Consider the following 14,096-nt stretch of genomic DNA (forward strand, 5'->3'; position numbering starts at 1 on the left):
GCCTACCTCCTCGAATCGTGCGATTGATCGCCGGTCACGGCGAATCGGGCCAGCTCATGGGCGACCATGCCGTCCAGGTCCTCGGCGGGCGGCGAGGGGAGTTCGACGGCGCGGTCGCGGGTCGGCAGGAGGACGACGGCCGTACCGGGGGTGGTGACCTCTCCCCGCTGGTTCTCGCAGCGCACCTCGATGTGCACCTCGCCGCGCCCGCCCACCTGACGCTTGTCGACGACCGTGCCGCGCACCCAGGTGGTGTCGCCCAGGTAGTTGAACTTCCGGTGCTCGCAGCGCAGTTTCCACAGCCAGCCGTCGTCGCCGATCCAGTCGGTGAGCAGATGGCACAGCCAGGTCTCGCGCATGCCTCCGTAGTCGTAGGAGCCCGGGAGGCCCAGCTCCCGGGCCCGTTCCGGCTCCCAGTGCAGGCGCTGCACGGTGTCGGGGACGTTCAACGGGTTCGGCGGGTAGAGCCCCGGGGCCTTGCGCCGGACCCTCGCGGCGATCCCGAACGCCCCGGGCGGGGTGAGCTGCATGCCCCAGCCGAGGTGCCAGACGACGACGTCGGTGGTGGTCAGCGGCCCCTTCACCCGGGGTTGGAGCTCCTCGCCGATCTCGACGTCCTCCCAGTGGCGAGGGTGGGCTCCGCGCCGGTTCTCGGCCGCGTACGCCGCGTCGATCTCGGCGAGTTGCCCGGGGGTGTAGGGCTGTTGGACGAGTTTCTCCTTGGCCCTCTTCTTCGACGTGTGCCGCTCGGCGTTGATCCAGGTGCCGCGTCTGAGGGCGTGCATCTCGCCGTGCCCGTTGGCGTAGAGGTAGTCGCGGACCACGTGTGCGGTGCGCCCGCCGAAGCTGCTGGGCTTGAGGTGGACGCCGACCTGGGTCTGCAACACCCGGCAGCGGTCGCCGAGCCGCAGCGGACGCCACCACTCGAACTCCATCACCGCCTGGTAGGAGCCGAGCCCGGCGAAGGGGTCGCCCCTGAGCAGCTCCTTGGTCTCCGGGTCCGGTGCGGGGGCGGCGTCCTCGCCCATCGTGTACAGGAAGGTGGGCGGTGCGACGAGCGAGCCCCAGCGGGTTCCGGCCGCGTGGTCCGGGTCGCAGTACAGGGGGTTGTCGTCGCCGTAGCCGTACGCGAAGTGGCGTACGGCGTCCCAGGTGACCTCGTAGTTGTGCGGGGGGTTGCGCTGGGGCTGGGGAACGCCGAGGCGGCGGCGGGACCGCTCGACCGCCTCGTCGGTCAGCATCCCGAACTGCTCGGTGGTGGTCATCTGCGGTCCTCCTTGACGCGCTCCTGCTCTGCCAGTCGACCGCGGACGAGGTCGAGGAGCTCCACGCGGCTCACCTTGCTTGACGGGGTCCGGGGCAGTGCGTCCACGACGACGATGTGCGCCGGGACCTCGTACGGGGTGAGCCGGCCGCGGCAGAGGACGACGAGTTCGGCGACCTCCGGGGCGGGCCGGCCGGGCTCGGCCTCGACCGCCGCGACCGGCACCTCGCCCAGCCTCGCGTCGGGCAACCCCGCCACGGCCGCCTCCCGTACGGCCGGGTGCGTCTCCAGTACGCGTTTGACCGTCTCCGGCTGCACCTTGAAGCCGCCACGGATGATGGCGTCGTCCGCGCGTCCCTCGATCCAGACGAACCGGTCGGCGTCGATGCGGGCGAGATCACTGGTGCGCACCCATGCCCGGCCGCCCCGGGTGCTCTGCTCGGTCCGGACCTCCAGCCGGCCCGTCCTGCCGACGGGCAGCTCGGCCCCGTCCTCGCCGGTCACCCGCAGTTCGACACCGTCGAAGGCACGCCCGGCACTGCCCGCCTTGCGCTGCCACCACCGCTCGTGCAACGGCAGCGTCCAGCCGACCACCGCTCCGGCGAACTCGGTGGCCCCGTAGGTCATGAGCACGGGGATGCCGTACGTGCGGAAGAACGCGTCGGCGAGTTCGGCCGGACACGGCGCGGTGCCCGAGGTGACGACCTGCAGACTCGCCAGCCGCTCCTTCGGTACGTCCGCGTCGAGTACGGCGCGGATGGCCGCCGGCACCAGGCTCGCCGCCCGCAGCCGGTGGCGCTCCACCACGCTCACCCACGGTCCGACGGCGAACCTGGGCATCAGGAGCATGCGGCGTCCGGTCGCGAGACAGGCGAGCGCCCGCCACAATCCGCCGATGTGCACGAGCGGTGTGGCCACGAGCGAGGCCGAACGTGACAGCAGCCGCTCGGCCTTCGGGGTCTGCCCGCCCGAGACGAGCGCCTGGTCCAGCTGGCCGGTGCGCAGGTGGACGCGTTTCGGGGGGCCGGTGGTGCCGGAGGTGAGCATCTCCACGACGACTCCGGGGTTGGCCGGCGCCTCGGCGGGTGCCGTGCCGCCGGCGGGGCGCAGGGCGCCGTCGGCGCCCAGCTCCAGGGCCGCCCCGTGAGCGGTCACCGCTCCCAGGACGCCCTCGCGGGCAAGGGGTTCGGCGCCGGAGACGACCACGGGAAGCTCACAGCCGGTGATGTCGGCGGCGAGCCGCACGGCGGGCTGCAACGGGCTCAGCATCACCAGACAGCGTCCGGAGGCGATCACCGCGGCGACCACGGCGACGTGCTCGGGCCGGTTCTCGAGGACGACACCGACGCGGGCGCCCTCCGGCAGGCCCGCCGCGTCCAGCGCCTCGCCGACCTGCCGGGCGGTCTCCTGGACCTGCCCCCAGGTCCACCACGCGCCGTCGTGCTCGATCGCCTCGGCGTCGGCGGCCGCTTCGGCCAGCAGCCGGGACAGACGGTCGCGAATTCCCACGTGCTCAGCCTTCCGTCGCCGTGGCCACTGAGATTCCGACCAGGTCGGCCAGCCGTCCCCGGTGGGTCGCCGGGCTGCCGAAGAGCTGCTCGGACGACTTCGCGCGTTTCAGATGGAGGTGCGCGTCGTGCTCCCACGTGTAGCCGATACCGCCGTGGATCTGGATGTTCTCCTTGGCGGCGTGGGTGAAGGCGTCCGCGCAGTACGCCGCGGCGAGCGCGGCGGACACCGGTAGGTCGCCCTTGCTCCCGGTCGCCGCCGACATCGCGTGGTACGCCGCCGACCGCGCGCCCTCGACCTTCAGCAGCATGTCGGCGCACTTGTGCTTGACCGCCTGGAACGACCCGATGGGGCGGCCGAACTGCACCCGCACCTTCGCGTACTCCACCGCCGCGTCCAGACACGCCTGCGCCCCGCCGACCTGTTCGGCGGCGAGTGCCACGACCGCGAGGTCGGTCACGGTGCGCAGATACGCGGTGGCGTCCCCCTCCGGGCCGACCCGCAGCGCCGGGGCGGCGTCGAGGTCGACGCGCGCCAGCCGCCGCGTCGGGTCGAGCGTCTCCAGGCGGCTGCGGGTCACTCCGGACGCCCCGCCGTCGACGGCGAACAGTCCGGGGCCGGTGTCCGCGCGGGCCACGACGAGGAGCAGGCCGGCGCTGTGACCGTCGATGACGAACATCTTCGTGCCCGACACCCGCCAGTCGCCGTCGCCGCGGACGGCCTCGGCCGCCACGTCCGCGACGTGCCACGACCCGTTCTCCTCGGCCAGCGCCAGCGTGCCGGTCAGCGACCCGTCGGCGATCGCGGGCAGCCAGCGCGCCTTCGCCGTGTCGTCGCCGGACACCGCGAGGGCCTGTCCGGCGAGGGCCACGGTGGCGAAGTACGGCGAGGGCAGCAACACCCTGCCCAGTTCCTCCAGGACGATCCCCAACTCGACGGCGCCGCCGCCGAAACCGCCGTACTCCTGCGGCAGGGCCAGTCCGTGCAGGCCGAGTTGGCCGGCCATCTGCTGCCACAGCCGTGGATCGTGGCCCTCGTCGGACTCCATCCAGCGGCGCACCGACGCGCTCGGCGCCTTGTCGGCGAGGAAGCGGCGCAGTGTCGCGCGCAGTTCGTCCTGCTCTTCGGTGAACGTCAGGGTCACGTCTGCGCCTTCGAGCGGAGGTAGGCGTCGAAGTCCGGGATCCGGGCGCGGTCCACGATCTCGATCCGGACGCCGGAGGGATCCAGGTGGTAGGCGAAGACCGACAGGGCGCCGTCGACGATCGCGCACGCCTCCAGGGGGAATCCCGCCTCCTCGAGTCGCTCGGACGTCTTCCGGACGTCGTCGCAGAAGTAGCCGAGGTGGTGGGTCGCGATGCGTTCGGCAGCGGTCCAGGGGGTTCCGGGAACCTCCTCGACGAGTTCGATGTGCGGTGCGTCGAGCGAGTACGCGTAGCGCAGTCGCAGGGGGCGTTCGCCGTCGGCCAGACGGACCCGCAGGTCGCCGGTCATGGTCTCGGTCCAGCGGTGGCCCGCGACCTCACTCATCCGGGACTTCCACGCCTCGATGTCCGGGACCACGATCCCGGTGTGGTAAAGATCCGTCGCGTTGAGGGGAGGTGTCATTCCCGGTCACCACTCCAGACGCAGCGACTTGATGCCGTACATGTTCCCGTGCTGCCACAGTTCCTGGCCGGGGGCGACCCGGTAGTCGGGGATCCGCCGGTGCCACTCCTCGACCGCCACGTTGAGTTCGAGGCGGGCCAGGTGCGAGCCGAGGCAGCGGTGCGGGCCCGAGCCGAACGCGATGTGGTTGGTGGCCGTGCGGTGCAGGTCCACCTGCACCGGATCGTCGTACCGGCCGGGGTCGCGGTTGGTGACCGCGAGCGGGAGCATCACCATCTCGCCCGCCTTGACCGGGCAGCCGCCGATCTCGACGTCCTTCGTCGCCTTGCGCGCCGGGACGACGAACGAGTAGACGCGGAGGATCTCCTCGACCCCGGTGGCGATGAGGGAGGGGTCGGCGAGGATCTCCGCCCGCTGTTCGGGATGCGTGGCGAAGTGGTACAGCGCCCAGCCGATGGAGATCGGGACCGTGTCGAAGCCGGCCTGGAACATCAGGATGCAGAAGGCGTGCATGTCCCGGTCGTCGATCGGTTCGCCGTCGATCGTCCAGGTCATGGCGGTGGAGAGCAGGTCGTCGCGCGGTGTCTTGCGGCGCAGGGCGATCTGTTCCTCGAAGTAGGCCGACACCTCCCGCATGGCGGTCATCTGCCGGGCGCCGTCCGGGTCCTCGCCGTGGGACAGGTGCAGCAACTCGTGGGTCCACGCGAGGAAGGTGGGCAGGTCCTCCTCGGGCAGGCCCATCAGGCGCATGAAGATCAAGGTGGGGAAGCGGCGCGCGAACTCGTCGAGCACGTCGGCGCCGTCGCGGCTCTTCAGCTCGTCGATCAGCTGCCCCGCGACCCGGCGGACCTCCGGTTCCCGGGCGGCGACCGAGCTCGGGGAGAAGTAGCGGCCGAGGAGGCGGCGCCACACGGAGTGCGTGGGCGGGTCCAGCATCTCGGGTATCCACAGGAACTTCGGGTCCGGTTCGAGGGCGGTCACCGACTTGTTGGAGAAGGTCCGCCAGTCCTGCAGCGCCTTCTGCACCTCGGGGCCGTCCGTGACGACCCAGTAGCCACGCGCGATGGTGCTGCGGAAGCCGGAGTGGGTGCCGGCCATCTCGTCCCAGCGCTCCTGGTGGCTGAGGACCGGGCCGCCGAGCCGGTTGTCGAAGTGGTAGGCGGGCCGGCCGTCGTGTGTTCCGTCGGGTTCGAGGGTCGTACTCATCACGGCTCCTTTCTCGTACGTCCGTCAGGTCCCGTACGTCCGTCAGGTCTCTCGTACGTCCGTCAGGTCGCCGCGCCGTCGATCTTGAGCGCGATCAGCTCTTCCTCGCTCAGGCCGAGGGAGCGCAGGACCTCGTCGGTGTGTTCCGCGAACTGGGGTGCCCGGGTGAGGCCGACCGGGGTTTCGTCGAACTGGACGGGACTGGCGACCAGTTCGCGCTCGACGCCGTCGGCGTCCACGACGGGGGCGATGAGACCGTTGGAGCGCAGGGCGGGGTCCTGGCCGACCTCCCAGGCGTTCTGGACGGCCGCCCACTGCCCCTCGCCGCGGGAGAGGATCTCGACCCACTCCTCGTACGGGCGGGCCGCGATGAAGTCGGCGACGATCTGGGCGGCCTGGGCGGCGTTCGCCATCAACTTCTCGGTAGTGGCGAAGCGTTCGTCGACGCCGAGCTCCTCGTGTCCGGCCAGTTTGCAGAACTCGGCCCAGTACCGCCCGGGTTGCAGCATCGACAGCTCGATCCAGCGGCCGTCCGAGGTGCGGTAGGCGCCGATGAGCGGGTTGGTGGCCGAGCCGTGCCGGGGCGGGGTGTTCACCGGGAGCGGACCGCCGTTCATCAGGGCGAGGTTGACCGTGAACTGTGTCGCCCAGGCGCCGACACCGACCAGCGACACGTCCACGACGGACGGTTCACCGGTCGTGGCGCGGGAGTAGAGGGCGGCGGCGATGCCTCCGGCGATGGTCATGCCGCCCATCGAGTCGCCGTAGGCGCCGGCCGGCATCCGCGTCATACGGTCCGCGCCGGGCGGGGTGACGCCCGCGGCGCTTCCCCCCCTCGCCCAGAAGGCCGTGCTGTCGTAGCCGCCCTTCCCCGCCTCCTCGCCGCGGGTCCCGAAGCCGCTGCCGCGGACGTAGATGATGTCGGGGTTGATCGCCCGGACGTCCTCCACGTCGATCCGCAGCTTTGCGCGTGCCCCGGGCAGAAAGTTCGTGAGGAACACATCGCTGGCCCGGATCAGTTCCTCCAGCACGGGGCGTGCGGACGGCTTCTCCAGCGCAAGCCCGACACTGCGCTTCCCGCGGTTGGGCCCCTCCATGATCGGGAAGAACGAGGATCCCTTGCTGGTGGCCTCGTACCCGAGCACCCGGACCAGCCCGCGCTGCGCGTCGCCGCGTTCGGCGTGCTCGATCTTGATCACGTCGGCACCCCAGTCGGCGAGCACGGCACCTGCCGCCGGGACGAAGGTGAACTGCGCGACTTCGAGCACCCGCACGCCCTCCATCGGCCTCTGCATCAGACCAACTCCTCCGCGCTCATCTCGCTATTGCGCATACCTAATGCGCCGAGTCTGCCGTCAAGTATGGACCGAGGACACTAAAAAGTATACTGTTTTCGTCATGCTGGATTTCACCATCGAACCTGACTTCCAGGCCAAGCTCGACTGGGCGGCGGCCTTCGTGCGCGAGGAGGTCGAGCCGCTCGACCTCCTTTTCCCGCACGGCGGCGACCCGTACGACACCCGCAACGAGAAGGCCCGCGCGATCCTCAGGCCACTGCAGAAGCAGGTCCGGGAGCAGGGCCTGTGGGCGTGCCACCTGGGACCCGAACTGGGCGGCCCCGGCTACGGCCAGGTGAGGCTCGCCCTCCTCAACGAGATCCTCGGTCGCTCCTACTGGGCCCCGACGGTGTTCGGCACCGCCGCCCCGGACACCGGGAACGCCGAGATCCTGGCCATGTTCGGCACCGAGGAGCAGAAAGCCCGCTATCTCCAGCCACTGCTGGACGGGGAGATGGTCTCCACCTTCTCGATGACCGAGCCGCAGGCCGGTGCCGACCCCAAGGAATTCGTGTGCCGCGCCTGGCGGGACGACGGGGATGCCTCCCGCCCGGGCGGAGCCGGGGGTGCGGGAGAGTGGGTCATCGACGGGGAGAAGTGGTTCTCCTCCAACGCCCGGTACGCGGCCTTCCTGATCGTCATGGCCGTCACGGACCCCGACGCACCGCCGCACAGGCGGATGTCGATGTTCATCGTCCCGGCCGACACCCCCGGCATCGAGATCAAGCGCAACGTCGGCACGATGGACGAGCGCGAGAACCTCGACGAGGGCATCCACGCCTACATCCGCTACCACCAGGTCCGTGTGCCGCTCGACGCGATGCTCGGCGGCCCCGGTGAGGGATTCAAGGTGGCCCAGGCCCGCCTCGGCGGTGGCCGGGTGCATCACGCGATGCGGACGGTGGGCAAGTGCACCCGCGCCTTCGACATGATGTGCGAGCGGGCGCTGTCCCGCCGTACGCAAGGAACCTTGCTGGCCGACAAGCAGGCGGTTCAGCAGTTCATCGCGGATTCATGGGTGGAGCTGCAGCAGTTCCGGCTGCTCGTCCTGCACACCGCCTGGATCATCGACACCCAGCCGCACGGCGCCGCCCGCACCCAGATCGCCATGTGCAAGGTGCAGACGGCCAAGGTGCTGCACGACATCATCCAGCGGGCGGTGCACCTGCACGGCTCGCTCGGCACCACCGGTGAACTCCCGCTCGCCAAATGGTGGATGGCCGCCCCCAACCTCGCCCTGGCCGACGGCCCCACGGAGGTGCACCGCGCCACGATCGCCAAGCAGCTGCTGAAGAACCACCGGCCGGCCGAGGGGCTGTTCCCCAGCGAGCACATTCCGCCGAAGCTTGAAGCCGCCCGCAAGCGGTACGCGCACATCATCGACGACGACAGCCTCAGCGGCCGGGTGGACGCATGAGCGAGGATCGCGGGCCGCGCGGCCGTGACGACAAGTCCATCGCTCCTGCCGACCTGTTCGACCTGACCGGCAAGGTCGCGCTCGTCACCGGCGGCAGCCGGGGCTTGGGCCTGGAGATGGTGCGTGCCTTCGCCACCGCGGGCGCCGACGTGGTGATCGCCAGCCGCAAGCTGGACGCGTGCGAGACGGCCGCGGCGGAGGTCCGCGACCTGGGCCGGCGCGCCCTGCCGGTCGCCGCGCACGTGGGCCACTGGGACGACCTCGGCCGCCTCGCCGACACCGCGTACGAGGAGTTCGGCAGGGTCGACGTCCTCGTCAACAACGCCGGTATGTCGCCGCTGGCGCCCTCGTCGGCGCAGACCAGCGAGGAGCTTTTCGACAAGGTGATCGGGGTCAACTTCAAGGGACCGTTCCGGCTGGCCTCGCTGATCGGGCAGCGGATGTCCGAGGGCGACGGCGGCTCGATCATCAACGTCTCCTCCTCGGGAGCGTTGTTCCCGCAGCCGCGGTTCGGCCCGTACGCGGGCGCCAAGGCCGCCCTCAACACGCTCACCACCGTCTTCGCCCTGGAGTTCGGCCCGAAGGTGCGCGTCAACACCATCTCGGCGGGCCCGTTCCTCACCGACATCTCCAAGGCCTGGTCGGAGGAGAAACGCCGGACCACGCGCAGCGCCGTCGGCCGGCCGGGACGGCCCGAGGAGATCATCAGCACGGCTCTGTACCTGGCGAGCGACGCGTCCGGCTACACCACGGGGTCGCTGATCCGAGTGGACGGCGGACTGTACTGAGGCGGTGGTGACGAGCCGCTCAGGCGCGCCGGCCGAGCAGTTCCATCGCCTCCTCCAGCAGCACCGGCAACGCGGGCAGCATGCGCCGGTGCATGTCGGTCAGCTGCCCGGCCTTGCGGCCGCGCTTGATCAGCAGGGCGGTGGCGGCGGACTCCTTGTACTTCGTCAGCGCCTCGAACCACGGCAGGTCCGGCAGCTCCGCGCCCCGCTCCTCCTGATAGGCGTCGATCAGTTCCGCCTTCCCCGGCATCCCGGTCGGCTCCTGCGACGGGGACGCCGGGTGGGCGGCCTCGTCGGTGAAGAAGGTCAGCCAGGTGATGTCGACCCGGGGATCACCGAGCGACCAGATCTCCCAGTCGATGACCGCGTTGACCGAGTCGCCCTCGCACAGCGTGTTGCCGAGCCGGTAGTCGCCATGGGTGAACACCGGCATCATCGCGGCGGGCATCGTGGCACGCAGCCGTGCCTCGACCTCCTCGTAGCCGGTGCGCAGGTCCTCGGGAACGGTGGTGAACGCCCGGGTCCAGCGGTCGATCTCGGCACCGGGTGTGACAACGGGCTCCACGGCCAGGGCGGTTCGCTTGGGGTCCACTCGGTGCAGGTGTGCGAGCATCCGGGCCGCGTCGAGGGCACGGGCCCGCACCTGTGCGGCGGGAACGGTCCCGCGGGGCACGAGCACCGGCTCCACGCAGTCCCCGGGCACCAGCTCCATGGCCACGAAGGGCTGACGGGCCGGCGGTTCGCCCTTGTCGCAGAACAGCACCTCCGGGACGCGCACCCCCTGCACGCCGCCCAGCAGCTGCATGAGGCGGGCCTGCCGCAGCACGTCCCGGTTGCGGACCGGTTCCAGACCGGGCGGGGCCACCTTGAGGACGACCCGCTCGTATCCGGCAGGGACGCCCGACAGCACGGCGACGTAGGTGAGGCTGGACGTGCCGCCGGTGAGCGGCTCCACCGACTCCACCGCGGCCTCGGGAGCCCAGCCGCGCAGGACGACCGCCGCGCGCTCCGTCAGCTCCCCGGTCAGAGCGGCACTGTTGGCGACGATGCTCATGTCCTCATCCCTGTCGGCCGACGGCCTGACGGCTCTCGGCGGTCAGCGCCTCGACGATGTCGCGGCGTATGAGCTTTCCGGTCGGCGTGCGGGGCAGTTCGGGCCAGCGGGTGATGCGGTCCGGTGTCTTCGAGCCGCGCAGGGTCTCCCGCACCTGTGCGCGCAGGGCGTTGGCGTCGGCCGTCACACCGTCACGCAGGACGACGACCGCCTCGATCCGCTGGCCCCACTCCTCGTCGGGGACGCCGACGACGACCGCGTCGAGGACGTCCGGGTGGCCCAGCAGGACGTCCTCGATCTCGGCGGGCGCGATGTTCTCGGCACCGCGGATGATCGTGTCGTCGGCCCTGCCCTCGATGTGGAGATAGCCGTCGGTGTCGATGTGGCCCTGGTCGCGGGTGTGGAAGAAGCCGCGCTCGTCGACCGTCGAGCCCTGCCCGGCGTACTCCCCCGACACCTGCTCTCCGCGCACCCAGATCTGGCCGGTCTCGCCGGGGGCGACGGCCGCGCCGGACGCGTCGCGGACCTCCAGTTCGACGCCTGGCACGGGCAGGCCGGCCGAGCCGAGCCGGGCCCGCACCGCGGGATCGCCGCTCTCCACCGCCGTCCGGTGTTCCTGCGGTCCCAGGACGGTGATCGTGGACGAGGTCTCGGTGAGTCCGTAGGCGTTCACGAAGTCCACGTGCGGCCATTCGCTCAGTGCCGCCTCGATGACCCGTACCGGCATGCGCGCCCCGCCGTAGGCGAGCGTGCGCAGCGTGGGCACCGACCTGTCCAGACCGTCCGTGTCCATGATGCGGGCGAGCATCGTCGGCACCACCATCGCGTTGGTGATCCGCTGCTCCCGCACGAGGCCGAGCCAGCCGTCCGGTGTGAACTGTTCCAGGGTCAGGGCCCGGCGCCCCGCGTACAGGTTCGTCAGCACATTGGAGACGGCGGCGATGTGGTACGGCGGAACGCTCACCAGGGCCGCCTCGTCAGGGCCGGCTCCGGCGAACTCCACCGTGCCCAGCACGTACGACACCAGGTTGTGGTGGCGCAGGACCACGCCCTTCGGCGCGGAGGTCGTACCGCTCGTGTAGATGAGGACGGCCGGGGCGTCGGAGTCCGCCGGATCGTCGCCGACGGGGGGTCCGGCACTCTCCGCGGCCTGGGCCAGCCACTCGGCCGGGCTCCGCACCGGCAACCCGGCACGGCGCAGCGCCTCACCGTGCTCCGGGTCGACGATGCCCAGCGCGCGGGGATGGTTCGCCAGCAGCGCGTCGAGTTGCGCGTCGCCCAGGCGGTAGTTGACCGGTACCAGCGGCACCCCGGCGCGGGCCGCCGCGAACAGCGAGACCGGGAGGGCCGGACCGTTCACCGCGAGGTACACGATCGCGTCGGCGTCGGCGGCGCGCACCAACCGCGCCCCGCCGGCCGCCAGTTCGCGCAACCGCGCGGCGCTCAGCCCGTCCTCCGCACGCCCGATGACGACCCGGTCGCCGAATCCCTCGGCGGCCATGTCCAACAGCATCGATATGTTCACAGGCCGCCCGTCCGCTCAGTCCGAGGCCGGGAGCGGCTTGGCGCTCTTCATCGGCATCGGGACGCCGTTGACGGCCAGCGTGCCGGGTCCCGGCTTCGTGCACAGGAGCTCGAGACCGAGGTTCTCGTCGGCGTACCGCTTGCCCAGCAGCGCACCGCCCATCTGGTCGGGGGCGGGTGCACCGGTGGCGCCGGGCCCCGGCCCGTTCCCCTCGGTCATGGCGGCCCCGCCGCACGTGATGTCAAGGTCCTCGTCCGGGCACCGCACGACGATCACCGCCGTCGTGTCGACCGTACTGGCGAGCATCTGCCCCACGCGTGGCCTCATCGCAGTGTCCTCCGCGGCTCTCGTGGTACCGGGTGAGGGGTACCGAGTAACCCTAGAAAAGTATACTACTTACCTCGATCACGTCGAGATCACGTCGCGAACGGAGCTGCCGGATGGAACTCGAGACCGTCCTGTTCGAGGTGACCGACCATGTCGCCACGATCACCCTCAACCGCCCCGAGGCCATGAACGGCTTCAACCAGCGGATGCTGGAGGAGTTCACCACCCTCTGGGACACCGTCAAGTCCGACGACGACATACGCGTGGTCGTGCTGCGCGGGGCGGGTGACCGGGCCTTTTGCACCGGCATGGACGTCAAGCAGGGCATCGACCGCCACCCCAACGTCTGGTCGCAGACGGATCCCGGGGAGTACCTCTCACCGAAGCTCAACCAGGTGTGGAAACCCCTGGTCTGCGCGGTGCACGGCATGGCCGCCGGCGGCGCCTTCTACTGGCTCAACGAGGCCGACATCATGATCTGTTCGGAGGACGCCACGTTCTTCGATCCGCACGTCAGTTACGGACTCACGGCGGCCCTGGAGCCGATCGGCCTCGCCCGGCGCATCCCGCTCGGCGAGGCCCTGCGCATCGCCCTGCTCGGCCTCGACGAGCGCGTCTCGGCTGCGCGTGCCTTGCAGATCGGCCTGGTCAGCGAGGTACTCCCGCGCGACGGGCTGTGGGACCGGGCCGACGAGATCGCGCGCATCATCGCCGCCAAACCGCCCGCCGCGATCCAGGGCACGGTCCGGGCGATCTGGGAGTCCCTCGACTCGACCCGCACCCAGGCACTGCGGACCGGGCTGTCCTACACGCAGATCGGCAACCCGATCGGGAAGGCCGAGGTCGACCGGTCCGCGGTGCCCCGGGGGCGGTGGACAGTGCGCTGACCCTCCCCTAGTCTCCCAAATTAAGTGTACTTTTTTACGGTATTCATCAGGGTGACCATCAGGAGGCTCTCATGCGGTTCGGCATGCCCTGGCCCGGCCGGGACGTCGGGCGGGAGGCCGAGCAGGCCGGTGCCGGCGCGTTCTGCGCCGGGGAGTTCGCCGACCACGACGCCTATCTCACCGTGGCCGACATCGTGGCGAACACCGAGCGGGCTCTCGCGGGCCCCGCCATCGCCTACGCGTTCGCCCGCACTCCCTACGCGCACGCCACCGCCCTGCGCCACCTGCACGCCCAGGCACCGGACCGGCTCTTCCTCGGTCTGGGCAGCGCCGCGTTCCGGATCAACCGCGACTGGCTGGGCGTACCCGCCGACCGCCCGGTGGACCGGATCGCCGAGACGGTCGGTGCCGTGCGGGCCTGGCTGCACGCGGAGAACGGCGAACGGGTGCGCCACTCGGGCGAGTTCCACTCGCTCGACGCGGATGTCCGGGCCCCGGTGCTCGGCCGGCTGGACATTCCCGTGCTGCTCGCCGCGTTCAACACCCGCATGGCGAGGACCGCGGGGCGGGTCGCCGACGGCGTGATCGGGCACGGCCTGTTCACGGACTCGTGGTGGAACGACGTCGTACGCCCCTCCGTCGCGCGCGGCGCGGAAGGCGGCGCCGAGGGCACCCGCCCACTCGAACACGGCTGGATCATCACCGCCGTCGACGACGCCGCACCCGAACGCGCCGTGGCCGACGCCCGGCGGATGATCGCCTTCTACCTCACCGTCAAGACCTACGACCCCTACGTCGCCCATCACGGCTGGGAGGAGCCCGTCGGACGGCTCCGGGCGGCGTTCCGGTCGGGTGACACCGACGGGATGGCGCGGGCGGTCACCGACGAGATGGTCACCGAGATCGCCCTGTGCGGGACGACCGCCGACGCGAAGGACGCCCTCGCGCGCCGCGCCGGCTCGCTGCCCCGCGACGTCGGCTACTTCGCGCCCCCGAGTTTCCTGGTGAGCCCCAGGCGCCGGGCCGCGTACGCCCGGGCCGCCCTCGCACTGATCGGCGCCGTACCGGACCGGCCCTGAGGGCCGGTCTGCGGGTCGGTTGGGGTTGGGTGGTTCAGCTGTCCTGGGTGGCGGGGGCGAGCTTGCGGCTCTTGTCGAAGTGCACGACGTCGGCG

General features: G+C 71.1%; 13 protein-coding genes. 4 read left to right on the forward strand and 9 right to left on the reverse strand.

The genetic code is table 11. The features are described 5' to 3' along the window. Positions 1–2 precede the first annotated feature (2 nt). From ABT057_RS47140 to ABT057_RS47165, 6 genes are all read right to left on the reverse strand, one after another. Positions 3–1,265, reverse strand: coding sequence for a MaoC family dehydratase (locus ABT057_RS47140; RefSeq protein WP_352351225.1), 1,263 nt, complete (start codon positions 1,263–1,265; stop codon positions 3–5). Then, positions 1,262–2,773, reverse strand: coding sequence for a class I adenylate-forming enzyme family protein (locus ABT057_RS47145; protein WP_352351227.1), 1,512 nt, complete (start codon positions 2,771–2,773; stop codon positions 1,262–1,264). The genes ABT057_RS47140 and ABT057_RS47145 overlap by 4 nt, the downstream gene beginning before the upstream one ends. A 4-nt stretch (positions 2,774–2,777) precedes the next feature. Beyond that, entirely contained in the window at positions 2,778–3,917 is a 1,140-nt protein-coding gene (locus tag ABT057_RS47150; RefSeq protein ID WP_352351229.1) for an acyl-CoA dehydrogenase family protein, read from the reverse strand. Beyond that, entirely contained in the window at positions 3,914–4,381 is a 468-nt protein-coding gene (locus tag ABT057_RS47155; protein ID WP_352351231.1) for a VOC family protein, read from the reverse strand. Before ABT057_RS47155 ends, ABT057_RS47150 begins: the two co-directional genes overlap by 4 nt. Positions 4,382–4,387: 6 nt before the next feature. Further along, positions 4,388–5,587 (reverse strand): cytochrome P450, encoded by a 1,200-nt coding sequence (locus ABT057_RS47160; RefSeq protein ID WP_352351233.1) that lies wholly within the window; start codon positions 5,585–5,587, stop codon positions 4,388–4,390. A gap of 62 nt (positions 5,588–5,649) precedes the next feature. Further along, the gene (locus ABT057_RS47165) at positions 5,650–6,882 is read right to left on the reverse strand and encodes a CaiB/BaiF CoA transferase family protein (RefSeq protein ID WP_352351235.1); all 1,233 of its coding nucleotides are present in this window, start codon (positions 6,880–6,882) and stop codon (positions 5,650–5,652) included. Between the two features lie 103 nt (positions 6,883–6,985). Here ABT057_RS47165 and ABT057_RS47170 point away from each other — a divergent pair, with 103 nt between their 5' ends. Both ABT057_RS47170 and ABT057_RS47175 read left to right on the forward strand, forming a co-directional pair. Next, positions 6,986–8,341 carry an acyl-CoA dehydrogenase family protein gene (locus ABT057_RS47170; RefSeq protein ID WP_352351237.1) on the forward strand — a complete coding sequence of 452 codons (1,356 nt, stop codon included), beginning with the start codon at positions 6,986–6,988 and terminating at the stop codon, positions 8,339–8,341. After that, the gene (locus ABT057_RS47175; RefSeq protein WP_352351239.1) at positions 8,338–9,129 is read left to right on the forward strand and encodes an SDR family NAD(P)-dependent oxidoreductase; all 792 of its coding nucleotides are present in this window, start codon (positions 8,338–8,340) and stop codon (positions 9,127–9,129) included. Before ABT057_RS47170 ends, ABT057_RS47175 begins: the two co-directional genes overlap by 4 nt. Positions 9,130–9,148: 19 nt before the next feature. Here ABT057_RS47175 and ABT057_RS47180 read toward each other — a convergent pair whose 3' ends face one another. Genes ABT057_RS47180 through ABT057_RS47190 form a run of 3 tightly spaced genes read right to left on the reverse strand, consistent with a single transcriptional unit; the run spans position 9,149 to position 12,035 of the window. Continuing rightward, complete coding sequence (locus tag ABT057_RS47180; RefSeq protein WP_352351241.1) at positions 9,149–10,183, reverse strand: phosphotransferase family protein; 1,035 nt, start codon at positions 10,181–10,183, stop codon at positions 9,149–9,151. A gap of 4 nt (positions 10,184–10,187) precedes the next feature. Beyond that, positions 10,188–11,708, reverse strand: coding sequence for a class I adenylate-forming enzyme family protein (locus ABT057_RS47185; RefSeq protein ID WP_352351243.1), 1,521 nt, complete (start codon positions 11,706–11,708; stop codon positions 10,188–10,190). A 15-nt stretch (positions 11,709–11,723) separates the two neighbouring features. After that, the gene (locus ABT057_RS47190; protein ID WP_352351245.1) at positions 11,724–12,035 is read right to left on the reverse strand and encodes a hypothetical protein; all 312 of its coding nucleotides are present in this window, start codon (positions 12,033–12,035) and stop codon (positions 11,724–11,726) included. A 113-nt stretch (positions 12,036–12,148) separates the two neighbouring features. Here ABT057_RS47190 and ABT057_RS47195 point away from each other — a divergent pair, with 113 nt between their 5' ends. Continuing rightward, a complete protein-coding gene (locus ABT057_RS47195) occupies positions 12,149–12,922 on the forward strand; it encodes an enoyl-CoA hydratase/isomerase family protein (RefSeq protein ID WP_352351247.1) in 774 nt (257 codons plus the stop codon). Between the two features lie 71 nt (positions 12,923–12,993). Beyond that, positions 12,994–14,001, forward strand: coding sequence for an LLM class flavin-dependent oxidoreductase (locus ABT057_RS47200; RefSeq protein WP_352351249.1), 1,008 nt, complete (start codon positions 12,994–12,996; stop codon positions 13,999–14,001). Positions 14,002–14,096: the final 95 nt, after the last annotated feature.

This window comes from Streptomyces sp. NPDC002588 (assembly GCF_040295925.1).
GTDB lineage: Bacteria > Actinomycetota > Actinomycetes > Streptomycetales > Streptomycetaceae > Streptomyces.